This is a genomic window from Streptomyces sp. NPDC031497 (genome assembly GCF_055580905.1).
Window position 1 is genome coordinate 432,975 of sequence record NZ_JBVIKO010000001.1, and the last position, 23,166, is coordinate 456,140.

The 23,166-nt window shown below is 72.1% G+C and carries 18 protein-coding genes; 6 read left to right on the forward strand and 12 right to left on the reverse strand.

The features are described 5' to 3' along the window. Window positions 1-7: 7 nt before the first annotated feature. A complete protein-coding gene (locus ACZ5K7_RS01940) occupies window positions 8-754 on the forward strand; it encodes a sirohydrochlorin chelatase (RefSeq protein ID WP_468909329.1) in 747 nt (248 codons plus the stop codon). A gap of 320 nt (window positions 755-1,074) precedes the next feature. On the opposite strand, the gene ACZ5K7_RS01945 is transcribed toward ACZ5K7_RS01940, so the two are convergent. Next, entirely contained in the window at window positions 1,075-2,106 is a 1,032-nt protein-coding gene (locus ACZ5K7_RS01945; protein WP_468909332.1) for a ketopantoate reductase family protein, read from the reverse strand. 108 nt (window positions 2,107-2,214) lie between these two features. After that, window positions 2,215-2,766 carry a DUF1697 domain-containing protein gene (locus tag ACZ5K7_RS01950; protein WP_468909334.1) on the reverse strand — a complete coding sequence of 184 codons (552 nt, stop codon included), beginning with the start codon at window positions 2,764-2,766 and terminating at the stop codon, window positions 2,215-2,217. Window positions 2,767-3,151: 385 nt separating this feature from the next. Between ACZ5K7_RS01950 and ACZ5K7_RS01955 the strand changes: the two genes are divergently transcribed. Next, entirely contained in the window at window positions 3,152-5,401 is a 2,250-nt protein-coding gene (locus ACZ5K7_RS01955; protein WP_468909336.1) for an MMPL family transporter, read from the forward strand. Window positions 5,402-5,480: 79 nt separating this feature from the next. Here the strand turns inward: ACZ5K7_RS01955 and ACZ5K7_RS01960 are convergent, their stop codons facing one another. From ACZ5K7_RS01960 to ACZ5K7_RS01970, 3 genes are read right to left on the reverse strand one after another with little or no spacing between them, the layout of a single operon-like run. Then, on the reverse strand, window positions 5,481-6,761 hold the full coding sequence (locus ACZ5K7_RS01960) for an ABC transporter substrate-binding protein (RefSeq protein WP_468909339.1): 1,281 nt from the start codon (window positions 6,759-6,761) through the stop codon (window positions 5,481-5,483). Further along, window positions 6,761-7,594: a carbohydrate ABC transporter permease gene (locus tag ACZ5K7_RS01965; protein ID WP_351713525.1), complete on the reverse strand. Its 834-nt coding sequence runs from the start codon at window positions 7,592-7,594 to the stop codon at window positions 6,761-6,763. The genes ACZ5K7_RS01960 and ACZ5K7_RS01965 overlap by 1 nt, the downstream gene beginning before the upstream one ends. Continuing rightward, window positions 7,591-8,511, reverse strand: coding sequence for a carbohydrate ABC transporter permease (locus ACZ5K7_RS01970; protein WP_468909343.1), 921 nt, complete (start codon window positions 8,509-8,511; stop codon window positions 7,591-7,593). Before ACZ5K7_RS01970 ends, ACZ5K7_RS01965 begins: the two co-directional genes overlap by 4 nt. A 193-nt stretch (window positions 8,512-8,704) precedes the next feature. Between ACZ5K7_RS01970 and ACZ5K7_RS01975 the strand changes: the two genes are divergently transcribed. Next, window positions 8,705-9,568, forward strand: a complete 864-nt coding sequence (locus tag ACZ5K7_RS01975; protein ID WP_468909345.1) for a phosphotransferase — start codon at window positions 8,705-8,707, stop codon at window positions 9,566-9,568. 123 nt (window positions 9,569-9,691) lie between these two features. Here the strand turns inward: ACZ5K7_RS01975 and ACZ5K7_RS01980 are convergent, their stop codons facing one another. The 4 genes from ACZ5K7_RS01980 to ACZ5K7_RS01995 all read right to left on the reverse strand — a co-directional run bounded on the left by ACZ5K7_RS01980 (window position 9,692) and on the right by ACZ5K7_RS01995 (window position 14,063). Next, complete coding sequence (locus ACZ5K7_RS01980; RefSeq protein WP_468909348.1) at window positions 9,692-10,411, reverse strand: exonuclease domain-containing protein; 720 nt, start codon at window positions 10,409-10,411, stop codon at window positions 9,692-9,694. 102 nt (window positions 10,412-10,513) lie between these two features. Next, window positions 10,514-11,755, reverse strand: coding sequence for an SAV2148 family HEPN domain-containing protein (locus ACZ5K7_RS01985; protein WP_468909351.1), 1,242 nt, complete (start codon window positions 11,753-11,755; stop codon window positions 10,514-10,516). Between the two features lie 102 nt (window positions 11,756-11,857). Further along, window positions 11,858-13,174: a copper amine oxidase gene (locus ACZ5K7_RS01990; protein ID WP_351713517.1), complete on the reverse strand. Its 1,317-nt coding sequence runs from the start codon at window positions 13,172-13,174 to the stop codon at window positions 11,858-11,860. A 73-nt stretch (window positions 13,175-13,247) separates the two neighbouring features. Beyond that, window positions 13,248-14,063: a Tat pathway signal sequence domain protein gene (locus tag ACZ5K7_RS01995; RefSeq protein ID WP_450973719.1), complete on the reverse strand. Its 816-nt coding sequence runs from the start codon at window positions 14,061-14,063 to the stop codon at window positions 13,248-13,250. Window positions 14,064-14,259: 196 nt separating this feature from the next. On the opposite strand from ACZ5K7_RS01995, the gene glgX reads away from it, so the two are divergent. From glgX to ACZ5K7_RS02010, 3 genes are all read left to right on the forward strand, one after another. Next, the gene (gene glgX / locus ACZ5K7_RS02000; RefSeq protein ID WP_351713513.1) at window positions 14,260-16,368 is read left to right on the forward strand and encodes a glycogen debranching protein GlgX; all 2,109 of its coding nucleotides are present in this window, start codon (window positions 14,260-14,262) and stop codon (window positions 16,366-16,368) included. Between the two features lie 151 nt (window positions 16,369-16,519). After that, window positions 16,520-18,892: a malto-oligosyltrehalose synthase gene (gene treY, locus ACZ5K7_RS02005; RefSeq protein ID WP_468909357.1), complete on the forward strand. Its 2,373-nt coding sequence runs from the start codon at window positions 16,520-16,522 to the stop codon at window positions 18,890-18,892. Window positions 18,893-19,242: 350 nt separating this feature from the next. Beyond that, entirely contained in the window at window positions 19,243-20,496 is a 1,254-nt protein-coding gene (locus tag ACZ5K7_RS02010; protein ID WP_351713509.1) for a M14 family zinc carboxypeptidase, read from the forward strand. 57 nt (window positions 20,497-20,553) lie between these two features. Here the strand turns inward: ACZ5K7_RS02010 and ACZ5K7_RS02015 are convergent, their stop codons facing one another. The 3 genes from ACZ5K7_RS02015 to ACZ5K7_RS02025 all read right to left on the reverse strand — a co-directional run bounded on the left by ACZ5K7_RS02015 (window position 20,554) and on the right by ACZ5K7_RS02025 (window position 23,004). Beyond that, entirely contained in the window at window positions 20,554-20,970 is a 417-nt protein-coding gene (locus tag ACZ5K7_RS02015; RefSeq protein WP_468909360.1) for an SSI family serine proteinase inhibitor, read from the reverse strand. Further along, window positions 20,967-22,292: a M14 family zinc carboxypeptidase gene (locus ACZ5K7_RS02020; protein WP_468909362.1), complete on the reverse strand. Its 1,326-nt coding sequence runs from the start codon at window positions 22,290-22,292 to the stop codon at window positions 20,967-20,969. Before ACZ5K7_RS02020 ends, ACZ5K7_RS02015 begins: the two co-directional genes overlap by 4 nt. Before the next feature lie 160 nt (window positions 22,293-22,452). Continuing rightward, window positions 22,453-23,004 (reverse strand): DUF1707 and FHA domain-containing protein, encoded by a 552-nt coding sequence (locus ACZ5K7_RS02025; protein WP_351713503.1) that lies wholly within the window; start codon window positions 23,002-23,004, stop codon window positions 22,453-22,455. Between the last annotated feature and the right edge of the window lie 162 nt (window positions 23,005-23,166).

Here is a 23,166-nt window from a genome sequence, read left to right on the forward strand (position 1 = left end):
GTCGCCCATGCGCCAGCCGGTCCGCCCCGTCCTCGTGGTGATCGCCCACGGCAGCCGCGATCCGCGGCACGCGGCGACCGTGCACGCCCTGGTACGGCGGGTACGGTCGCTGCGGCCCGGGCTGCGCGTGGAGACCGGCTTCCTGGACTTCAACATCCCGTCCGTGCACGGGGTGCTGGAGTCGCTGGCGGCGGAGGGCGTGCGCGATGTCGTGGCTCTCCCCCTGCTGCTCACCCGCGCCTTCCATGCGAAGGCGGACATCCCGGCCGTCCTGCGGGAAGCGCCGACCCGGCTGCGGATCCGGCAGGCCGAGGTGCTCGGCCCGTCCCCGCTGCTCCTGGCGGCCCTCGAACGGCGGCTGTACGAGGCGGGGCTGACCCCCGCCGACAAGTCCTCGACCGGGGTCGTGCTGGCCTCGGCGGGGTCCAGCGACCCGGAGGCGATCGCGGTGATCGCAGATATCGCGCGGGAGTGGCGGCACACCGGTTGGTGCGCCGTGCGGCCCGCGTTCGCCTCCGCATCCCTCCCCCGCACCGAGGACGCGGTACGGGAACTGCGCGACCTCGGCTGTGCCCGGGTGGCGGTGGCTCCGTACGTCCTCGCCCCCGGCTTCCTGCCCGACCGGATCGCGCGGGGCGCGGCGGAGGCGGACGTCCTGGCCGAGGTGCTCGGCCCCGCGCCGGAGGTGGCGCGGGTCCTGCTGGAACGGTACGACGCGGCCCGTACCCCCGCCCTGGCCGCCGTAGGGGCCTGAGCCGTCCGGCGTCGGGTCCGAGAGGCACGCTCGGGGTTCGCGGTCCGGCGCTCCCCTGTGACGTCGGACCGCGAACGGCCGGCCCGCGGCGAGGCTCTCACGAGCGTCACCGCCATGGCCGGCTCTTACTTCTGCGCCGCGGTCCGCGAACGTGTCACACCAGGGGCTTTACCAATTCGGTCCGCCAACGACTCGTCCTTGTCGGTCAGTTGACCGGGCCCGGCCGCGCCGGGCTCCCGCCCGCCGGAGGCGAGCGCGCGGGCGGCGTCAGGGGCGTCGTCCGGAACGCCGGTCGGGGTCCGCGGTGAGGTCGCGGGCCGTCAGCTCCTCGGGGAGTCGCTCGCGCCGCGCGCCGCCTCGTCGGCGAGACGGGCGAGCTCCGCGACCGGCATCGAGCCGGGCGCCCGGCGCTCGCGCGCGAACGTGTTGGCGAGGTGCTGCAGGAGTTCGTTGAGCGGGAAGGGGACGCCGTGCAGGCGGCCCAGCAGCGCGATCTCGCCGTTGAGGTAGTCGGCCTCGATGGTGCCGGTGCCACGGCTGAGGGACTGCCAGGAGGAGCCGCCCCCGCGCGGGGCGCCGTCCAGCGGGACCAGGTCCACCTTGTGGCCACGCAGCGCCCGCTGCTCCTCGACGCTCGCGTACGGGATCCCGGCGGCGTCGAGCACGGCCTCGCCCTCGGCCCGCACGCGCTGGAACAGGGTTATGGCCGCGTCGTCGGCGATGGGCCCGGCGACGGCCTCCAGCGCGTTGCCGAGGTTGGACAGCAGCTTGGCGTACTGCCAGCGCGCCACGTCGGGCACGACCGGTGCCTCGAAGTACGACTTCGCCAGGTCGGCGGCGACCAGGCGGGCGGTCGCGTCGGTGCCGTGGGGGTGGCGGCCCAGGTGCAGCATGCCGGTGAGCGGGGCGCCGCCGGCGGAGACGACGCCCGGTTCGACGTAGGTCGACGGCAGCCAGACGCAGACACCGTAGACGTGCCGGAAGACGCGCAGGGCGAGGCGCTGGCCCTCCACGCCGTTCTGGGCGCAGAACAGGGGCAGGCGCTCCGCCACCGTGCCGCCGCCGGCGACCGGAGCCGGACCCCAGGTCGCCAGGGCGGTCACGGTGTCCTGTGTCTTGACGGCGAGGACGAGGACGTCGTCCGCCCGCAGCTCGCCCAGCTCCCCGGGCCCGGTGACGGCCGGCAGCCGGTACGTGTACTCACCGTCCGGCACCTTCAGCCGCAGCCCGCCGTCCCGCAGCGCCGCGTGGTGCGCGCCCCGCGCCACCAGTACGACCTCGTGCCCCGATCCCGCGAGCCGCCCGCCGATCGCACCGCCGACGGCCCCTGCCCCGATGATGATGTAGCGCATGGGAGGAGCCTCGCACAGGCGTTGACCCTGACCCTGGGGCGGGGGACCCGCTGCTCGCCGTACCGCGCGAGAGCATGTCGCCGGTGCCCTTCCTCGGCCCGCCGACGGTCACGCTCCCGGGGCGGTGAGCTCCACCAGCTTGACGACCGTGTTCCAGTTCCGGGTGGTGGCGATCAGCCCTTTGTTGAGCCGGGGACGGGACAGCGCCTCCGCCAGCTTGGAGCGGCCGAGCCCGTCCGGGGCGTACAGGTACAGCGCGCGGTCACCCAGCCGGAACTCCTCGGGGAGGTGGGCGGCGGGGTCCATGGCCGCGAACCGCTCCGGGGTGACCGGCGCGGAGAAGTAGGTGACGTGCAGCTGCCTGGCCTCCAGCTCGGCGGCCGGGAACGGACAGGCCTCGGCGATCGCCTTGAGGTAGGCGTGGTCGCGGACGAGCACGTCGACGGAGAAGCCGAACCGCTCCTCGATCGCCTCGGTCAGCTCCGCGGCCAGCGACTCGGCATCCCCGTGGGCGGCGGCGAAGACGGCCTGCCCGCTCTGGAGGTAGGTCCCGACGGAGTCGTGCCCCAGACCGGTCATGAGCGCCCGCAGCTCGGCCATCGGGAGCTTCTTCCTGCCGCCCACGTTGATCCCGCGCAGCAGTGCCGCATACATCGTCATTCGAACACCTTAGAACGGCCGTCGTGCCCCGTGGGGGTGGGCACGACGGCCGTGCCGGGCGTGCCGGACTGCCCGAAACTCTGGCCGATGGGACCGCCTCGGATCAACTCCTACACGCACCTGTGACTTGTTCAACAAGGTTCTGTAATCACAAAGCGGATCCGCGTCGTCGGAAGGGACACCCCTGATCAACACCCCCGAGATGGGTCGATAGATGTAGGGGCCCGACATCCTCCCAGGCGATGAGAGCCGGCCGTCGCACTTCACCGGACAGCACGAGGAGTCGGTCTTGTCCGGCCCATACCTTCGAATCGAACGAAGGAAGTCGTGAAGAAACCGTGGTGGCCGGGGCGGCCGCCACCGCACACGAGGGGGCAATCCCGTCATGGGAAACGGAGAGACGCGGGTGCGGGGCCTGGCCGCCCGGGCCGGCGGCTGGAGCGCCCGGCACCGCTGGGCCGCCGTCGGCATATGGGTACTGTTCGTCGTCCTGGCGATGGGACTGGGCTCGGCGGCCGGCCGGGTCGACGTCGACGAGAGCGACCAGCTCAAGGGCGAGACGCACACCGCGGCGAAGATCATCGACGACGCGGGGATCAAGGAGCCGGCCGCGGAGACGGTCCTGGTCCAGTCCGAGGATCCGTCGGTCAAGGCCACGGACGCCGAGTTCAGGTCCGCCGTCGCGGACGTCGTCAAGGCGGTCGACGGCACCGGCGAGGTCACGGACATCACCTCGCCGTACGACACCCGGACGATCTCGAAGGACGGCCGCAGCGCACTGGTCCAGTTCGACCTGCGCGGCGACGCGGAGACCGCCGCCGACCGGGTCGAGCCGGTGCTGGACGCGGTGGCCGGGGTGCAGAAGGCGCACGGCACGCTGCGGATCGCGGAGATCGGCGGCGCCAGCATGGACAAGCAGTACGGCGACGCCTTCGGCAAGGACTTCAAGCGGGCCGAGTACTCCGCCGTGCCCGTGGCGTTCGGCATCCTGCTGATCGCCTTCGGCGCGCTGGTGGCCGCGCTGCTGCCGGTCGGCCTGGCGGTCACCGCGATCATGGCGACGATGGGCCTGATGGGCCTGGTCAGCCACCTGCAGCCGATGAGTGACACCGCCAACTCCGTGATGCTGCTGGTCGGCATGGCCGTCGGCGTCGACTACTGCCTGTTCTACCTGCGCCGGGAGCGCGAGGAGCGGGAGGCCGGCCGGGACGCGGGCGCGGCGCTGCGGATCGCCGCCGCCACCAGCGGCCGGGCCATCATCGTCTCCGGTGTCACGGTCTGCGTGGCGATGGCGGGCATGCTGTTCACCGGTCTCGCCGAGTTCGAGGCGATGGGTCTGGCCTCCCTGATGGTCGTCGCGGTCGCCATGGTCGGCTCGGTGACCGTCCTGCCCGCGCTGCTCTCCCTGCTGGGGCACCGGGTGGAGAAGGGTCGTATACCGTTCCTGCGCCGCCGCCGGCGCGCGCACGGCCCTTCCGAGAGCCGCTTGTGGACCGCCGTGCTGCGGGGCGTGCTCGCCAAGCCGCTGGTCTCCGTGCTCGTCGCGGCCGGCGCCCTGCTCGCGGTCGCCGCACCCGCCCTCGGCATGAAGACCTCCCAGCTCACCCTGGACCAGGAGTTCGGCGGCTCGCTGCCGATCGTGCAGACCTACGACCGGGTCAACCAGGCCTTCCCCGGCGGCTCCCAGCCGGCCGAGGTGGTCGTCAAGGCGAAGGACATCAACGCCCCCGAGGTCAGGCAGGCGCTGACCGCCTTCCGGGAGCAGGCGATCAGTTCGGGTGCCTCGCGCGGCCCGGTCGACATCAAGGTGCACGACGCCCAGAACGTCGCGCTGATCTCCGTACCGCTGGTCGGCGGCTCCGACCTGGACAAGGCCGGCCAGAGCCTGGAGAAGCTGCGCGACCAGGTACGGCCCGCCACGCTCGGCCAGGTCGACGGGGTGCAGGCGCCGGTGACCGGGAACGTCGCGGGCAACGAGGACTTCAACGACCAGCTGATGGGCTCGGTCGTCCCGGTCTTCGCCTTCGTGGTGGTCTTCGCCTTCCTCCTCATGCTGCTGTCGTTCCGCTCGCTGACGGTCGCGATCACCTCGATCCTGCTCAACCTGCTCTCGGTGGGCGCCGCCTACGGCATCCTGGTCGCCGTCTTCCAGCACGGCTGGGGTGCCTCACTGGTGGGCGCGGAGGGCGTCGGCGCGATCGTCAGCTGGCTGCCGCTGTTCCTCTTCGTGATCCTGTTCGGCCTGTCGATGGACTACCACGTGTTCGTGGTCTCCCGGATCCGCGAAGCCCGGCTGCGCGGCCGGTCCACCAGGGACGCCATCCAGCACGGGGTGGTCACCACGGCCGGGGTCGTCACCAGCGCCGCCGTCATCATGGTCGCCGTGTTCGCGATCTTCGGCACGCTGTCCATGCAGTCCATGAAGCAGATGGGCGTGGGTCTGGCGGCCGCGGTCCTCATCGACGCGACGGTCATCCGGGGCGTGCTGCTCCCGGCGGTGATGGCCCTGCTCGGCGAGCGTAACTGGTACCTGCCCCGCCGGCTGCGCTGGCTGCCGGACCTGACCCACGACGAGTCGCCGGAGCCGGTGGCACCGCCGGCGGCCCGGGTCGAGCAGGACCGGCTGCCGGTCTGACGTCCGGGTGACACCCTCTGACACAGGGTCCGTTGGTCTCCGGGGGAGCCAACGGGCCCTGTTCGCTGCCCGCTGGTGCTCAGCGCTGGTAGCGGGCCAGGACCAGGTTGCCGTCCTTCTCCAGGCGGTGGCGGAGTTCGTCGAGGCCGATGGCGCCGCTGTAGTACGACTGGAGGGCAGGGGTGGCCACCTTGTCCTTCCACTCCGGGTAGCCGCGGACGGTCTGGGCGGGGGCCGGGCTGAGCCGGCCGGCCAGGGCGGTGCCGGTGGCCCAGCCGTACTTGGCGGTGTGCAGGGCCGGGTCCTGCAGGGCCTGGGTGCCGGTGGGCAGCATCCAGTCGCCGAGGGCGAGCCGGACCATGTTCTCCGGCCGGAGCAGGAAGTCGATGAACTCGGCCGCCTCCTTCTTGTGGGGACTGTCCTCGGCGACGGACAGCGTCTGCGGGCTGACGCCCTGGGCGAGTCCGTCGGCGCCGGCCGGGGCGGGCAGCACCTCCCAGTCGAAGCCCTTCGGCGCCTGCTGGACGATCTGCTGCCGGTAGGAGAAGCCGAGCGGGACCATCGCGTACTTGCCGCCGAAGAAGCCCGGCAGGGTGTCCGAGCCGCCGCTGCCCAGTGTGGAGCCGGGTGCGCTGTGGTCGATGCCGACCTGGTCGTGGACCGTGCGCGGCACGATCTGGTCGGCGGCCTCGAAACGCACGGTCACCTTGCCGTCGGCGCCCCGGTGGAAGAGCTGTCCGCCCGTCGACAGGGAGAGGTTGAGGGTGGCGGAGACGGGCTCCTTGAGCGGCCAGGCGACGCCGTACCTGCCGTCGCCGCTGAGCTCTTTGGTGACCTGCCTGAACTCCGCCCAGCTCCAGGGCTGTTCGGGCGTCGGTATCCGCACTCCGGCCTTCGCGAGCCAGGTGGTGTTGGCGATCAGCACCCGCGGCTCCTGGAGGAACGGCACGCCGTAGATGCCGTCACCGAAGGTCGCCGTCTGCCAGCTCCGCTGCGGAATGTCGGACTTGAGCCGGGCAGGCAGCAGGCCGGTCAGGTCGGCGAGGTAGCCGCCGTAGGCGAAGTCGGCGAGGTCGTCGGAGGCGTCGTGGATGATGTCCGGGGCCTCACCGCCCTCGAACGAGGTCAGCAGCTGGTCATGGACACTGTCCCAACTGCCCTGCACGTATTCGACCTTGACGTCCGAGTGGGTGGCGTTCCACTCCTTCACCAGCTCCTTGTTGGCCGCGACCGACTCCTCCTGCCAGGCCAGGGACTGGAACCGGAGGGTGATCGGGCCGCCGGTGCCCTTCCCGCCCGCCGAGCAGCCGGCGAGCAGGAGGAGCAGGACGACGAGTGCGGTGGTGGCTCTGGTCCGCATCAGCTCTTCACCGCCCCGGTGAGCATCCCGCCCGTGATCCGCCGCTGGACGAGTGCGAAGACGACCAGCGAGGGCAGCGTGGCCAGGAAGGCGGCCGCGGCGAGGGGGCCCAGGTCGGCCACGCCCTCCGCACCGATGAAGTGGGTGAGGACGACCGGCAGGGTCTGTTTCTCCGGTGTCTTCAGCAGCACCAGCGCGAAGAAGAACTCGTTCCACGCGGTGACGAAGGCGAACAGCCCGGTCGCCACGATCCCGGGGGCCAGCAGCGGTGCCGTGACCGACACCAGCGTCCGCAGCCGCCCGGCGCCGTCCACGGCCGCCGCCTCCTCCAGTTCGACGGGGACCGCCCGGACGTAGCCGACGAGCATCCACAGCGCGAACGGCAGCGCCCACACCACGTACACCATCACCAGCCCGAAAAGGGAGTCGATCAGCCGCAGGTGCTTCAGCACCAGGAACAGCGGGATGATCACCAGCACGAACGGGAAGGCCTGGCTGACCACCACCCACCCGGTGGCCGCCCGGGACAGCGCCCCGCGCCGCCGGGCCATGACGTACGCCATCGGGGTCGCGAGCAGTACGGCGATCAGCGCGGCGCCGACCGCGGCAAGCAGGGAGTTGAGGCCGGCGCGCAGCAGGGGCTGTTCGTCGAAGGCCTGGCGGAAGTTGGCCAGGGTCGGGTGCCGGGGGATCCAGGTGGGGTGCAGACTGCCCAGCTCGGTCGGTGACTTGAAGGCCGTGGAAAGCAGCCAGAGCAGCGGGAAGGCCAGGAAGACGAGGTAGCCGAGCAGGGCGGCGTACTGGGCGACACGGGCGCCGGTACGGGTCCTCACGCGTCCTCGCCTCCCCGCAGCCGGCCCGCCAGGAAGACGGCCAGCAGCACCGCGATCACCGCGACCATCACACAGCCCATCGCCGCCGCGTAGCCGAACTGGCCGTAGCGGAAGGCCTCTTCGTAGGCGAAGAGCATCGGCAGCCGGGTCTTGCCGCCGGGGCCGCCGTTGGTCAGGACGTAGACCAGGGCGAAGGAGTTGAAGTTCCAGATGAGGTTGAGCGCGGTGACGGCCAGGGCGACGGGTCTGAGGGCGGGCCAGGTGACCGCACGGAAGCGGCGCCAGGCGCCGGCGCCGTCCACGGCCGCGGCCTCGTGCAGTTCGCGCGGGGTGTTCTGCAGGCCGGCGAGCAGGGCGACCGTGGTCTGCGGCAGTCCGGCCCAGACACCGACGACGATCACGGCGGGCAGGGCGCTGCCGAGTCCGCTCAGCCAGTCCCGGCCGTCGCCGAGGCCGAGGTCGCGCAGGGTCTCGTTGAGGATCCCCGCGTCCGGGTTGTAGACCAGTCGCCACATGATCCCGACGACGACCTCGGGCATCGCCCAGGGCACGATCGCCAGGGCGCGGGCCAGCCAGCGCAGCCGTAACTCCTGGTCGAGGAGGAGGGCCAGGCCGAGGGCGAGCAGGAACTGGGGCACGGTCACCCCGACGGCCCAGACCAGGCCGATCCGGAACGACTCCCAGAAGAGCGTGTCGTGCAGGAGGTCCTGGAAGTTGAGGCCGCCGATCCACCGGGTGGCCGCGGTCCGGCCGGACTGGGCGTCGGTGAACGCCAGCAGGATCCCGTAGAGCAGCGGGCCGACGCTCAGCACGAGGATCGGGATCAGGGCGGGCAGGACCAGGAACCAGGCGCCGTGGCCGGTCAGGCGTGCGGCGGCCGGTCGCCGTACGGTGGCCACGTTCGTCGCCAATGCCACGTCATCCCCCTTTGCGCGGCCCGGTCGGGCCTGGTCATGGTCGTGAAGGCAGGTGGTCTCGTCAAGGCACCGCGCACACGCCGCGACCTCCGTGGATGCGAGACTGGCCGGCGGATGGCGAGAAGAGGGCGCCGTGTGCACCCGCACAGCCGCGGGGGCGCGCGGGCACCGGGAACGGACACGGAGGCGGACGATGGACGAGGCCAGGGCACGGGATGTACTGGCCGCGGCGGGCGTGCTGCCCGGTGCGGCGGCTGACGCCCCGCTCCTCGCCCTGGGCGAGAACGCGGTGTTCGCCGCCGGGGACCTGGTGGTGAAGGTCGGCCGGGACGCCGAACTCCTCGACCGGGCCCGGCGTGAGGTGGAGATCGCCGGGTGGCTGGCGGAGGCGGGCGTCCCGGCCGTACGGGCCGCCGAGCCGAAGGCGCGGCTCGTGGACGGCCACCCGGTGACCGTGTGGCACCGGCTGGCGGATCCGGTACGGCCGGCCGAGCCGCGCGATCTGGCCGAACTGCTGCGGATCGTGCACGCACTGCCCGCTCCTCCCTTCGCGTTGCCGCCCCGCGAGCTGCTGGGCGGTGTGGAGCGCTGGCTGCGGCTGGCCGGCGACGCGATCGACCCCGCCGACGCGGCGTATCTGCGCGAGCGCCGGGACGGCTTCGCGGTGGCCGCGGCCGCGCCGGCGCCACACCTGACACCGGGGCCGATCCACGGGGACGCGCTGCCCCGCAATGTGCACGTCGGTCCGGACGGACCGGTGTTGGTCGACCTGGAGACCTTCTCGTCCGACCTGCGCGAGCACGACCTGGTGGTCATGGCGCTGTCCCGGGACCGGTACGGCTTGCCTGCCGGGGCCTACGACTCGTTCGTCGAGGCCTACGGGTGGGATGTGCGGGAGTGGGAGGGGTGCGGCGTGCTGCGCGGAGCCCGGGAGACGGCCAGCTGCGCGTGGGTCGCCCAACACGCGCCGAGCAACCCGAAGGCGCTGGCAGAGTTCGAGCGGCGGGTGGCATCGCTGCGGGAGGGCGACGAGTCGGTGCGCTGGTATCCCTTCTGAGCACCAGCGCCCCGCAGGGGCGCGGGGCTGTATTGGATGTGCGGCTACCGCCGCGTGGGCGCGACCAGCCACGACGAAGCCGCAGACGACCGACGGCGCATCTCGGCACTTGCAGCGGAACGCTCAGACCGCTTCGGCCAGCTCCCGCAGCGGCCACGCCCCGTCCACCACCGCGTCGGCCTCTCCCTTGCGGCGCAGAAAGCTCTGGAAGTCCGCAGCCCACTCCGCGTACCACTCCACCTGGCGCCGGTGCAGCTCCGCCGGACCCAGCGCCGCGATCTTCGGGTGGCGCTCGGCTATGGCCCCGGCCAGGCGGGCCGCGGCCAGGGCGTCGGCCGACGCGTTGTGGGCGGCGGCGAGGGTGATGCCGTACTCGGCGCAGACCGCTTCGAGGTTGCGCTTGCCGCGGCGGTAGCGGTCGACCCAGCGGTCGATGGTGTACGGGTCGATGACCGGTGCGGGGTCGAGGCCGCCGAGGCGGTCGGAGAGCGACGGCAGGCCGTGCCGGCGCAGCTCCGCGGAGAGCAGGGTGAGGTCGAAGGTCGCGTTGTAGGCGACGACCGGCACACCTGTCTTCCAGTACCCGGTGAGAATGTCCGCGAGGGCGTCGGCGACCTGGTCGGCGGGGCGGCCCTCGGCGGTCGCCCGCTCGTTGCTGATGCCGTGCACGGCCACCGCGTCGGCCGGAATCTCCACGCCCGGATCCGCCAGCCACTCGCGGTGGCCCAGCTCCTGCCCGGCCCTGACCTCGATCACGGCGCCCGTGACGATACGCGCCTCGCGCGGATCCGTACCCGTCGTCTCCAGATCGAAGCCGATCAGGAGCTCTTGGTGCCAGCCCATGGGCGGTCCCCCTTCTTGGTGGTGCTTTCCCCCAGTGGTCTCCACCCTCGCATGCGCCACTGACAATCAGAGGACCGCGTTCCGCTTACCGCCACGCCCGCCTCAGGACACAGGGCGCGAATCCGCCCACGCCATTTCGAACTCCTCACGGTATGTCGGGAAGAGTCCTGCTTCCAGGGCGTCGTCCGACTTGACCACCTTGTCGCCGTTGCGCAGGACCAGCACCGGCGACTCCATGCCCCGCGCCCCGCGCAGGTAGGACTGGACGATCGCGACACCGTCGGCGCCGTCGCCGTCCACCAGGTAGGCGGAGAAGCGGGGGGTGTCGTCGTAGACCTGGATCTCGAAGGCGCCGGGGTCGCGCAGCCGGGAGCGGACCCGGCGCATGTGGAGGATGTTCATCTCGACCGAGCGGGAGAGTTCGCCCCGTTTCATCCCCAGTTCGCGCTCGCGGCGCTTGATCGCGCTGGAGGCGGGGTTGAGGAAGAGCAGCCGGACCCGGCAGCCGGTCTCGGCGAGCCGGACCAGGCGGCGGCCGGAGAAGTTCTGCACGAGCAGGTTGAGGCCGATGCCGATGGCGTCCAGCCGGCGGGCGCCGCCGAACAGGTCCTCGGCCGGGAACTGGCGCATGAGCCGGACCCGGTCGGGATGGACGGCGACGACGTCCGCGTAGCGGTCGCCCACCAGGTCCTCCACCGCGTCCACCGGCAGCCGGCGCGCGGAGGGCACGTCGCCGCCGGTGCCGAGCATCTCCAGGAGCCGGGCGGAGGCCCGTTCGGCCTGGCTGAGGACGGCCTCGGAGAGCGCGCGGTTGCGGGAGACGACGTTGCGGGTCACCTCCAGCTCGTCGAGAGCGAGCTCGACGTCCCGGCGTTCGTCGAAGTACGGCTCGAAGCAGGGCCAGTGCTGCACCATCAGCTCGCGCAGCTGCGGTAGCGTCAGGAAGCTGATCACGTTGTCGTCGGCCGGGTCCAGCAAGTAGCCCTTGCGGCGGCTGACTTCGCGGACCGCGACCGCCCGCTGGACCCACTCCTGACCGGCGGGACCGGCCGCGGCGACCACCCACTCGTCGCCGTGGACGGGTTCGTAGATGGGGCGCAGCACGGCGGCCACGACCGCCCGCAGCCGTTGCTCGACGAGGTTCAGCCAGATGTAGGCACGGCCGGCCCGCTGGGCGCGCGTACGCACCTCCAGCCAGGCGTCGGCGTCCCAGTCCAGCTCCGGACCGATGGAGCCCGAGGCGTCCATCGGCCGGGCCAGGGACACCGCGCCGGGCGGGACGTCTGTGGAGTTCCCCTCGTGACCCTCGTCACCAGGGGGCAGCTCCAGGCCTCCCGAGCCCACCCGTGCACCGCCTTCCGCTCCCCCGAGCTCTCCCTGTGCCAACGATCAAGGAAGGGTACTCCGGGAGCGGTCGGCGGTGCAGCAGGATGGACAGGTCGTTTCTCAACTACCGTTTCCGGGCCGTCCGTTCTGATCAGCGAGGGCGGCCGGAGTGAGCGGATTCATAGCGGTGACATCCCGCGGGGCGAGGGAGAAGCCCTGCCAGTGGACCGGCATGGGCTGCTGGTCCTCGTCACGCGCGATGTGATGGAAGCCGACGTTCACCCAGACCACGGGGTTGGTGAGGGTCTGTCCGTTCACCCACTGGTCGACGGTCTTGGGGTGGCCGTTGGCGCAGCCCGGGTTGTTGCTGGCGAACAGCTCGCACTTGTCGTACTGGGTGAAGTAGACGTCGTGTTTGGTGAAGCCGTGCCCCAGGTACTTGTTGCTGGCGCCGGGCACGATCTCGTACGAACGGGCGTGCCCGTCCTTGTTCTTGCCGGCCGAGCTGACCACCCGCCACCAGCGCATGTTCTTGTAGTCACCGGCGAGTTCCTTGGTGACGTTGGTGCGGGTGGTCTTGTTGCTGGGCGCCTGCTGGCCGTGCGCGGGCGCGCTGACCACCGAGTCGTACTGCTCGATGCGGCTCTTGGAGGAGCCGTCGAGGTCGAAGTCCAGCTTCCAGAAGACGTTGTGGCTGTGGCTGGTGGCGTACGCGTGGGCGCCCTTGCCGATCGGCCAGCCGCGGCCGTCCCCGGCGTCGTAGTCGCTCGGCGAGAGGCTGCCGGTGGCGCCGATGTTCATGTTGATCGTGCCGTCGTCCTGGAACCGCCACTCGGTCATGTACTCGTACCAGCCGACCTTGTTGACGGTGTAGACCAGCAGGTCCTTGCCCTGCGCCTGGTACACCTTGTTGCCGGTGTCGGCCTGCATGCGGTACGCGTGACCGCGCGAACGGGTGGTGGTGCACAGGCCGTTGACGTTCGGGTGGGCCGGGTCCCAGGCGTCGGGGACCTTGACGGTCTTGATGGTGCCGCCGGGGCACTCGGCCGAATCGAGCGGCACCAGGCCCTGGGCGAAGCCGAAGCCGGTCAGGTCGTCGTACTCGACACTGCCGTCGTCGTAGGGGACGTCGATCTGGCCGAGGCGGGCGCTGGAGAGCACCTTGATGGGGGCCGGCTCGCCCTTGGGCTGGTAAGAGATGTGCTCCAGGACCAGTCCGGCCTTGCTGTCGTAGCGCCAGCACATCCGCCAGGTGGTGCCGGTGGAGAGCTTCTGCTCGATCCGGTAGGCGGCGGAGCAGTCGGCGGCGGGCGCGGCGGCCTGCTTGGGCTGGGCGGCGGCGGGTCCGGCCGCGGTGGTCGCGCCGGCGGCCAGCGCGGCCACGGACAGGCCCACGGCGGCCGTCCGGCGGGCGCGGCGGATTCTGTTCGGGTGCATGACGAAGTGACTCCTCGTGCGGGAGATGCAGTCGAAAAGGAGAAGGAGTTCGGGAAAGGCGAACGGGACGGGCTCAGCCGCCGAGCTTCACGACCTTGCGCGCGCTCAGGTCGACGATCAGGGAACGGGCGTCGATCCAGGGCCCGTTCTTGACCTTCGGGAAGAGCCGCACGCAGCGGTGTTCGCCGCACTTGTCGAGCGCGGCCGGCTGGGCGCCCTCGGTGGCGCGGTAGACCGCGCTGTTGAGCAGCAGCTGCTGCTCCGGGGAGGTGAGGTCCTCACCCGTGGCGTCCTTGAAGTCCGCCTTCAGGCCGGCGCCGAGCGGGTCGGCGACGAGCAGCTGGAGTGCCTCGACGTTCTCGTCGTGGCTGAGCGGCGGCTGGACACCCTGCCGGGTGGTGGTCTGCTCGACCTTGCCGGTGTCGAGGTTGACGGTCCGGGTGACGAGGCTGTCGTCCCGGTAGTCGTAGAACGTCACGTCCGCGCGCCGTGGCGGGTTCGTGGCGTCCAGCTCGTTCGCGTTCGGCTCGGCCAGGTCGACGCTGATCCGCTGCGGGCCGCGCCGGCCCTCGACGTTCTCCCCGGCGTTGAACATCTGCTTGGTCAGAGCGAGTTGTTCGACGCGCTTGGTCTCGTCGTCGGTCAGCGGGTCGCTGCCCGTGCCCTTCTTCCCCTCGGCCGGCGCCTGTTCCACCACGCCCGGCTTGACGGCGTCCTTGCCCTGTCCCGCCTGCTGCGCGGCGACCGAGCCGGTCCCGTCGCTCCCTCCCGAGTCGTCCGCCCCCGCCGTACCCGGCAGGGTGATCCCGACCATCACGGCGGTCCCCGCAACCGCCAGGCCCGCACCGGCCACCACTTTGCCCAGATGGCGGTGCACTATCTTGCGCACATCTTCCCCCTACTCCCCCTTGGTCACAGGGAGTACGTGTTTGCCCCACTGGTTCGGCACACTTCGCCACATGGGTCGCTGTGTGCACTGGTCGCCGGGTAAGAGGGGTGTAAGTCACCTGGGGTTCCATTACTTTCGGGCAGACTCATGACCAAGGCGCCCCCGCGCGCAATGCACACCTGGAAGAGTCGACTTCATGCAGGTCTGGCCTGGAGAGGCGTATCCGCTCGGTGCCACGTACGACGGCGCCGGGACCAACTTCGCGGTGTTCACGGAGACCGCGGACCGAGTGGAGCTGTGTCTGCTGCACGACGACGGCTCCGAGACGGCGGTGGAGCTGCGCGAGAGCGACGCCTTCGTCCGGCACGCGTACCTACCGGGGGTGATGCCCGGACAGCGCTACGGCTTCCGGGTGCACGGCCCGTACGACCCCGGACGCGGGCTGCGCTGCAACTCGGCGAAGCTGCTGCTCGACCCCTACGCGAAGGCGGTCAGCGGGTCGGTGCGCTGGGGCGAGGAGGTGTACGGCTACCACTTCGGCGACCCCGACAAGCGCAACGACCTGGACTCGGCCCCGCACACCATGACCTCGGTGGTGATCAACCCGTACTTCGACTGGGGCGACGACCGGCGGCCGCGCACCGAGTACCACCACACGGTGATCTACGAGGCCCATGTGAAGGGCCTGACGATGCGCCACCCGGGCCTGCCCGAGGAGCTGCGCGGCACCTACGCGGGCCTCGCGCACCCGGCCGTCATCGAGCACCTGACGGAGCTGGGCGTCACGGCGCTGGAGCTGATGCCGGTCCACCAGTTCGTGAACGACCACCGGCTGGTCGACATGGGCCTGAACAACTACTGGGGCTACAACACGATCGGTTTCTTCGCCCCGCACAACGCGTACGCCTCCTGGGGCGACCGCGGGCAGCAGGTCCTGGAGTTCAAGTCGGCGGTCCGGGCGCTGCACGAGGCCGGGATCGAGGTGATCCTGGACGTCGTCTACAACCACACCGCCGAAGGCAACCACCTGGGCCCGACGCTGTCCTTCCGGGGCCTGGACAACCCGTCGTACTACCGGCTGACCGACGACCCCCGCTATTACATGGACACGACCGGCACCGGGAACTCCCTGCTGATGCGGTCCCCGCACGTCCTTCAGATGATCATGGACTCGCTGCGCTACTGGGTCACCGAGATGCACGTCGACGGCTTCCGTTTCGACCTCGCGGCCACGTTGGCCCGGCAGTTCCACGAGGTGGACCGGCTGTCGTCGTTCTTCGACCTGGTGCAGCAGGACCCGGTGGTCTCCCAGGTGAAGCTGATCGCCGAGCCCTGGGACGTGGGCGAGGGCGGCTACCAGGTGGGCAACTTCCCGCCGCTGTGGACCGAGTGGAACGGCAAGTACCGGGACACCGTCCGCGACCTGTGGCGCGGTGAGCCGCGCGCGCTCGCGGAGTTCGCGTCCCGGCTGACCGGCTCCTCCGACCTCTACCAGGACGACGGCCGCCGCCCGCTGGCCTCCATCAACTTCGTGACCTGCCACGACGGGTTCACCCTGCACGACCTCGTGTCGTACAACGACAAGCACAACGCGGCCAACGGCGAGGACAACCGGGACGGCGAGAGTCACAACCGCTCCTGGAACTGCGGGGTCGAGGGGCACACCGACGACCCCGGGATCCTCGAACTGCGCGAGCGGCAGATGCGCAACTTCGTCGCCACGCTGATGCTCTCCCAGGGTGTGCCGATGATCGGCCACGGTGACGAGTTCGCGCGCACGCAGCAGGGCAACAACAACGCGTACTGCCAGGACAACGAGGTGTCCTGGGTGGACTGGCCGGACCCCGAGGACGACAGCGGCCTGCTGGCCTTCACGCGCGCGATGGCGCGGCTGCGCAAGGAGCACCCGGTCTTCCGGCGCCGCCGCTTCTTCCACGGCCGCCCGGTGGAGGGCACCCACGACGAGCTGTCCGACATCGCCTGGTTCACTCCGGAGGGCCATGAGATGGCCCAGCAGGACTGGGGGTCGGCACAGGCGTCGGCCCTGACGGTGTTCCTCAACGGCAACGCGATCTCGGAACCGGGCACCCGCGGGGAGCGGATCGCCGACGACTCCTTCCTGCTGATGTTCAACGCGTCACCGGATCCGCTGGAGTTCCTGGTGCCGGTGAACCACGGCCGGCAGTGGGAGGTGGTGGTGGACACGGCACGCGCGGAGCCGGTGCCACCCGGGCCGAAGGTGGACGGCGGGGCACGCCTGACGTTGGTGGGGCGGAGTCTGACCGTTCTGAAGAGGCCGGCGTAGGGGGCGCGCTCCGGTGGGCTGTCGTACGGGTGCGGGCCGGCCGGGGGCTGGTCGCGCCCGCGCGGCGGAGCCGCACATGGATACAGGCCCTAGCGGGCGCTCTGCCGTAGCCGGTGACAGAGAATCCGGCGGGGCGGGTACGTAGGTCTCCATGACAGCCGAGCGAATCCCCGCCACCGTGCCCACCTCCACCTACCGCCTCCAGCTCCAGCCCGGCTTCCCCTTCCCGGCCGCCGAAGCCGCCGTGCCGTACCTCGCCTCGCTCGGTGTCACCCACCTGCACCTCTCCCCCGTCCTGGAGGCCGTCCCGGGCTCCACGCACGGCTACGACGTCGTCGACCACGCGCGCGTGCGTGCGGAACTCGGCGGCGAGGAGGGGCTGCGCGCGCTCGCGCGGACCGCGCGCGAGCACGGTCTCGGTCTGGTCGTGGACATCGTGCCGAACCACATGGCCATGTCCCCACGGCACAACCACGCCCTGTGGGAGGTTCTGCGGGAGGGCCCCAGCTCGCCGTACGCGCGCTGGTTCGACGTCGACTGGGAGGCACAGGGCGGGCAGCTGCTGGTGCCGGTGCTCGGCGGCCCGGTCGGCGAGGTGCTCGGGCAGCTCGTGGTCGACGGCGACGTGCTGCGCTATCACGAGCACGCCTTCCCGCTCCGGGAGGGCACCGCGGACCTGCCGCTGCCGGAGCTGCTGGACGCCCAGTGGTACCGCCCGGTGTGGTGGCGGCTGGCCCGGACGGAGCTGAACTACCGGCGGTTCTTCAGCATCTCGGAGCTGATCGGGGTGCGGGTGGAGGACCCGGAGGTGTTCGAGGCCACCCATGCCAAGATCCTCCAGCTGCTGCACGAGGGGGTGGTGGACGGACTGCGCGTCGACCATCCCGACGGGCTCGCCGACCCGGACGGCTATCTCGCGCGGCTGCACGAGGCGACCGGTGGGCGCTGGACGGTCGTGGAGAAGATCCTGGCCGACGGCGAGCGTCTGCCGGGCGCCTGGCCGGTCGCGGGGACCACCGGGTACGACGCGCTGCGGCAGGTGGACGGCCTGTTCACGGATCCTGTCGGCGCCGGTGAACTGCTGGACGGCTACCGGCGGTTCGCGGCCCCGCTGACGGACCGGGGCGGCGACTGGGAGGCGACCGTGCGGCGGGCGGCGTACAAGGTCCTCACGCACGAGCTGGCCGCCGAGACGGACCGGCTGACCCGGGTCGCCACGCGCGCGTGCGCGACCTCGCCGGACCCCGCGCTGCGCGACCGGGCGCCCTGGGCGCTGCGCATCGCACTGGAGGAGCTGCTGGTGCGGATGCGGGTGTACCGGCCCTACACCTCAGGTGACGCGGCCGCCGTGGTCACCGAGCAGGCGGCCGAGGAGGCCCGGTCGGCGTTCATGGTGCCCGAGGAGGGCGGGGCGGTGGACGTGGTGCGCGGGCTGCTGCTGGCGGGCGACGACGGCCCCGGGCCCGCGGAGTTCCGGACCCGGTTCGCGCAGACCTCCTCTGCGCTGCGGGCCAAGTCCGTGGAGGACACGGCGTTCTACCGCTATGTGCCGCTGCTGTCCGCGACCGAGGTGGGCGGTGCTCCCGGCAGCCCGGGCGTCTCCCCCGACGACTTCCACGCGTACTGCGCGCGCGTGCAGCGCGACTGGCCGCTCACCGGGACGGTGGTGACGACGCACGACACCAAGCGCAGCGCCGATGTGCGGGCGGCGCTGGCCGTGCTGACGGAGTGCCCGGAGCGCTGGGCGGAGGTGCTGACCGAGGTGACCGGGGACGGCGCGGGTGTACCGGACGCACAGCTGGCCTGGGCGGCCTGGCAGACGGTGTTCGGTCTCGGCCCGGCGGCCCCGGAGCGGGTACAGGGGGCGCTGCTGAAGCATGTGCGGGAGGCGGGCCTGTACACGAGCTGGACGGAGCAGGAGCCGCCGTACGAGGAGGCGGTGGCCTCCTTCGTCGCGGCGGGCCCGTGCGGGGCGCCAGGAGAGCGGGTGGCGGCCTTCCGGGCCTCACTGGCGGCGCACGTCCGGGCGAACGTCCTCGGTACGGCTCTGGTCCACCTGACGATGCCGGGTGTGCCGGACGTCTACCAGGGCACGGAGGGGGAGTTCCGGGCGCTGGTGGACCCGGACAACCGGCGGCCGGTCTCCTTCCCGCCCGCGCACCCGGGCGAGAAGGACGCGGTGACGGCGGCGGCGCTGCGGCTGCGGGCGCGCCGCCCGGGGGTCTTCGGCGCTACGGCGACGTACGCGCCGCTGACGGCCGAGGGCCCGGCCGCGGCACACTGTCTGGCGTTCACGCGCTCCGGCGATGTGGTCGCGGCGGTGACCCGGCTGTCGCTGCGGCTGGCCGCGGCGGGCGGCTGGCGGGACACGGTGCTGCCGCTGCCGCCGGGACGGTGGGCGGACGTGCTGGCGCCGGACCGCGAGTTCACGGGGCACGCGCGCATGGCCGAGCTTTTCGAGGGGCTGCCGGTGGCGCTGCTGGAGCGAGTGGTCGGCGGGGGCGACGAAAACGACGGGCACTGAGGGCTCTGCGGGACTGCGGGCACTGCTGGGAGTGCGGGCACTGAAGCCACCGCGGGCACTGCGGGCACTGAGGCCACCGCGGGCACTGCGGGTCATATTCACTCGTACGGGTGAAGATGGGGTCGGGTCGGGGGGTTGCCGAAACTCGCCGGGCGCCCGCCGCGTCCGTAAAGGCGCGCGGAGCCGTTCCGCGCCCCGAAATGGCTTCGCACCCCCGTCGGCGTCCATCGCCTCGTCGGCCGACGGCTCATGCACCTGGGCGCCCCCTGGAGCCTCCCCCGGGAGGTTCTTGACAGTTCACCTATGCCGTGCGGGACTGGGGAAAGCGAAGCCGGGCGGACAAGTCGGGGGTGAGTCTCCTGCCGGAGCTGCGTTACCCCAGTGTTTCCGAACTGGTCGCGACCGCCCGGGCGTTGGCCGCTCACCGGCCCCGCCTGTGCACGTTGCGGCAGATCGGCGTCTCCCGCGCGGGCAGACCCCTGCACCTGCTGTCCGTCGGGCACGCCCGGCGGGCGGTGCTGGTGGTCGCGGGTGCCCACGCCAACGAGCCGACCGGGGGCGGCACCCTCCAGGTGCTCGCCGAACGGGTGCTGAATGAGCGGGACCTACGGGCGGAGACCTCCTGGCACTTCCTGCTGTGCGCGGACCCGGACGGGGCGAGCCTGCACGTCACCCCGGCACCGCGCAGCCTGCTCGACTACCACCATGGCTTCTACCGCCCGGCGGGCCCCGAACAGCCGGAGTGGTCGCCGTCGGTGCTGCCCCCGGACCGGCTGCCGCCCGAGACCCTGGCCCTGCTCGGGGTGATCGACGAGCTGCGCCCCTACCTCCAGGTGACCCTGCACGGCACCGATCTGGGCGGCAGCTGGGTGCAGTTGACGAAGGACGTGCCCGGGCTCGCCGAGCCGTTCGCCAAGTCCGCGGCGGAGCTGCACATTCCGGTGGAGACGGGAGCCTCGGACGCCGCGGGCTGGCCGGCGTCCGGTCCCGGGGTCCGGGTGATGCCGGGTCCGGGGTCGGGGGTGGCCTACCCGAGCATGCCGGACGACGCACGGCACAGCACCTGGTACCACGCGCATCGCTACGGCGGTCTGACGGCGGTGGTCGAGGTGCCGATGTGGGCGAGCGACCTGGTCGACGACCCGGCGCCGCATCCGGCGCCGGCCGCGGCGATGCGGCGGCTGGCGGGCCGGCTGCTGCGGGACTCGCGGGAGGTGGAGCGGGTGCTGACCGAGGCGCTGCCCCGGCTGGACGGCCTCCTGGAGGGGCCGCTGCTGCGGGCGGCCCGCTGGGCGCTGGGGCTGATTCCCGGGCTGGCCGAGGACTGGATCCGGCGGCCGCCGATCGACACCACGATGGCGTACGTCGGCAGCGTGGACGCCTTCGGGCGGCGGCTGCCGTTGCGGGCGGCGTCGATGCTGCTGCGGGTGCTGCGGGAGGCGGACGACCGTGCGGTGCCGCGGCTGGAAGAGCTGGTGGCCTCCTGGTGCGACGCCTACGGGGAGCGCTTCCAAGCCCGCTGGGTGCCGTTGGAGCGCCAGGTGGAGCATCAGTCCCGGACGGTGCTGGCGGCCGCGCAGCACGCCCGTGAGCGGGCGGCGTGAGGAGCCGGGGCCTGCCCGGTGGGAGCACGCCCCAGGCGCCGCACACCGCCCTCGGGGTCAGCTGTCGAGGGCGAAGACCGGTCCGGTACGGGCGGCCATCTGGCAGGAGTTCGAGAACGTCTCGCGGTACTCGATCGGCCGGCCGTTCCACTGCCCGTGCGCCTGCGCGGTCACGGGGGCGTAGACCATCGGGCACATGGCGTCCTTGATCGGGGCGATGCGCGCGATGTCACCGCCCACCGTGTCGAGTTCGGCGCACGCCTCGGCCGCGCGGGAGTGCCCCTGGGGCGGGTCGCACAGCAGCAGCGTGCCGGGCGTGTCGCCGGACCGGCCGTCGCCCTTGGCGACGGTCAGGTACAGGTAGTCGCCGCCGTCGGTGGTGCCGGGCGCGGCCTGGGCCGGGCCGGCGGCGAGGAGGGCGGCGGCCGCCAGCAGGGCACCACCGGCCGCTGTCGCTCTGATCAGAGGGGTCATTCCCGGTGCATCGGCACGGCGGCCCCGGCACCCCAGTCCGACTCACCCGAACGAGCACGCACGCGCGCGTGGCGGTGTGCCAGTTCGAAAGCGCTCAGGACCACGCGCGTCTGGTACTCGGCCTGGCGCGCGACCGGGATCCAGCGCGCGCCCAAGCCCTCGTGGTAGTCCGCGCACCAGGTGTCGATCAGCCGGTCCAGGTCGGGCAGGGCGCCGGCCGGGTCGTGGCCGGCGCCGCGCAGCAGCTGGTGCAGCAGCCCGGCGGTGCGCAGGACCAGCCGGCGCCCGGCGATCCGCAGGGCGGCCAGATGGGCGGCGCTGAGCGGGGGCAGCGGGCGGGCGCGGCCGGCGTCGGTGCCGGGGTCCCAGGCGTCGGCGAGGCCCGGGCAGACCAGCAGGTAGTCGTCCACCGGCGCGAGCAGCCGGGCCGCGTCCGGCGCGCCGGACAACTGGGGCCGGATCCGGGCCAGGACGGCCTCCAGGAGGCCGGTGTCGTGCCGCAGGGTGTGGCTGACGGCGCGCAGCGCGGCGTCCCGGTCGGCTGCCGGCGCGCTGTCCTGGACGGCGGCCACGCCCCACATGGGGGCCTCGACGATGGCGGTGACGGTGCCGTGCCGGTGCGGATGGAACCAGGTGGACTCGACGGCCGCCTCGGTGATGGCGGCGGCCAGGTCGCCCCGGCGGGGCGGCGGCACCCGGTAGACGGCCGGGCCCAGGGTGGGCCAGTACAGCGCGTCGTAGGCGCCGAGTTCGCGGGGGATGCCGAGCCGGCTCGCGGTGTGCGCGAGGCGCCTGGCGAGGCCCGGCAGGTCATCGGTGAGCTCGACGAAGCCGCCGCCGACGTCCACGCCGTGCAGCGAGCACTGGAGGAAGGGCCGCAGCTCGTCCTGGAGGTCCAGCAGTGCCCGGGTCTCGGGCAGCGCGGCGGCGTCGGCCCCGTCGGGCAGCCATTCGGGCTGCTCCAGGAAGCCGGGCCGGAAGAAGTTCCGGAAGTAGTGGCCCAGCGTGTAGGGCCCGGCCAGCCAGCCCTCGTTGCGGCGCGAGCCGTCCGGGTCCAGGCACAGCAGCAGGTTCCAGGTGACGTCGGCGTCCTCGGTGAGCCGGGGGTCGGCCAGGACCCGGTCGGCGAGCCGGAGAACGGTGGCGCCGCCGACGGGTTCGTTGGCGTGCGGGCCGGCCACGACGAGGGCGTGCCGGCTGCCGTGACCGATCGAAAGCAGCCACAGCGGAGTGCCCGCGCGGGAGGTGCCGATCCGGTGCAGCCGGGCGTGCCGGGGGTGGTCGGCGACCAGTGCGGCCGCGCGCGAGGCCAGCTCGTCCACGGACGGAAAGCGGTGGAGGGGCGGCAGGTCACACCTCCACGATGCTGTGCCGTCGGTTCACATGATGTGCATGGAGTACGCACAGTCAGTCACGACTTGGGGGGTACGTCAACACCGTCGCGGACAAACGTTTTTCAGCCACCTGGGAGAAGGCGCGAACTCAGTGGGCCGAGAGCCGGAAGCACACCCGGCCGAAACCGATCTGGTCGCCCTCACGGACGACCGCGGAGCCGGTCACCCGGCGGCCGTTCACGGTCGTGCCGTTGGTGGAGCCGAGGTCCCTGAGCACCCACAGGCCGCCCTGCCGGCGGAGTTCGGCGTGCACCCGGGAGACCGTCTCGTGGTTGAGCCGCAGGCCGTTGGCGGGGTCGCGGCCGATGCGCAGCGGATGCCCGGTGCCGGGGTGCGGCAGCAGCAGCTTGGGCAGCCGCTCGGCCTGCCAGGCCCGGCGCAGCCGCACCGTGAACCCGGAGACGGCCTCGACGGTGCCGAGGAGCACGCGTGCGAAGCGGCTCTCCTGGGGCAGGTCGGCGGTGAGTACGGCGAGTTCGTCCATGCGGCGGGCGGCGAGCGCCAGTTCCATACGGCGCACGAACGTGTCGTGCGACAGCCGTCCCATGGCGACGCCGTCGCGCAGCACACTCAGCGCCTTCTCGCGCTCCGCGTCGGACAACCGCGCGGGATAGGTGTTGAACTCGAAGGACGACGTCACGCTGCCGATTCTGGGTCAGTGAACCCCGGGTGTCCAGAAAACGGGGAAACGGCCGTCACGCGCGCGTACGTACGGCGACACCCGTCGGCAAAGCCGGGATTCAAAGCGGATTGATCTCTTTTCACGGCACGATGGACGGACTACCTCACGATGAGCCAGACG

Excerpts from the sequence above, each read along its gene's own strand:
- ACZ5K7_RS01940 (WP_468909329.1), top strand. The coding sequence starts at position 8 with ATGCGCCAGCCGGTCCGCCCCGTCCTCGTGGTGATCGCCCACGGCAGC.
- ACZ5K7_RS01945 (WP_468909332.1), bottom strand. The coding sequence starts at position 2,106 with ATGCGCTACATCATCATCGGGGCAGGGGCCGTCGGCGGTGCGATCGGC.
- ACZ5K7_RS01950 (WP_468909334.1), bottom strand. The coding sequence starts at position 2,766 with ATGACGATGTATGCGGCACTGCTGCGCGGGATCAACGTGGGCGGCAGG.
- ACZ5K7_RS01955 (WP_468909336.1), top strand. The coding sequence starts at position 3,152 with ATGGGAAACGGAGAGACGCGGGTGCGGGGCCTGGCCGCCCGGGCCGGC.
- ACZ5K7_RS01960 (WP_468909339.1), bottom strand. The coding sequence starts at position 6,761 with ATGCGGACCAGAGCCACCACCGCACTCGTCGTCCTGCTCCTCCTGCTC.
- ACZ5K7_RS01975 (WP_468909345.1), top strand. The coding sequence starts at position 8,705 with ATGGACGAGGCCAGGGCACGGGATGTACTGGCCGCGGCGGGCGTGCTG.
- ACZ5K7_RS01980 (WP_468909348.1), bottom strand. The coding sequence starts at position 10,411 with ATGGGCTGGCACCAAGAGCTCCTGATCGGCTTCGATCTGGAGACGACG.
- ACZ5K7_RS01990 (WP_351713517.1), bottom strand. The coding sequence starts at position 13,174 with ATGCACCCGAACAGAATCCGCCGCGCCCGCCGGACGGCCGCCGTGGGC.
- glgX (WP_351713513.1), top strand. The coding sequence starts at position 14,260 with ATGCAGGTCTGGCCTGGAGAGGCGTATCCGCTCGGTGCCACGTACGAC.
- treY (WP_468909357.1), top strand. The coding sequence starts at position 16,520 with ATGACAGCCGAGCGAATCCCCGCCACCGTGCCCACCTCCACCTACCGC.
- ACZ5K7_RS02015 (WP_468909360.1), bottom strand. The coding sequence starts at position 20,970 with ATGACCCCTCTGATCAGAGCGACAGCGGCCGGTGGTGCCCTGCTGGCG.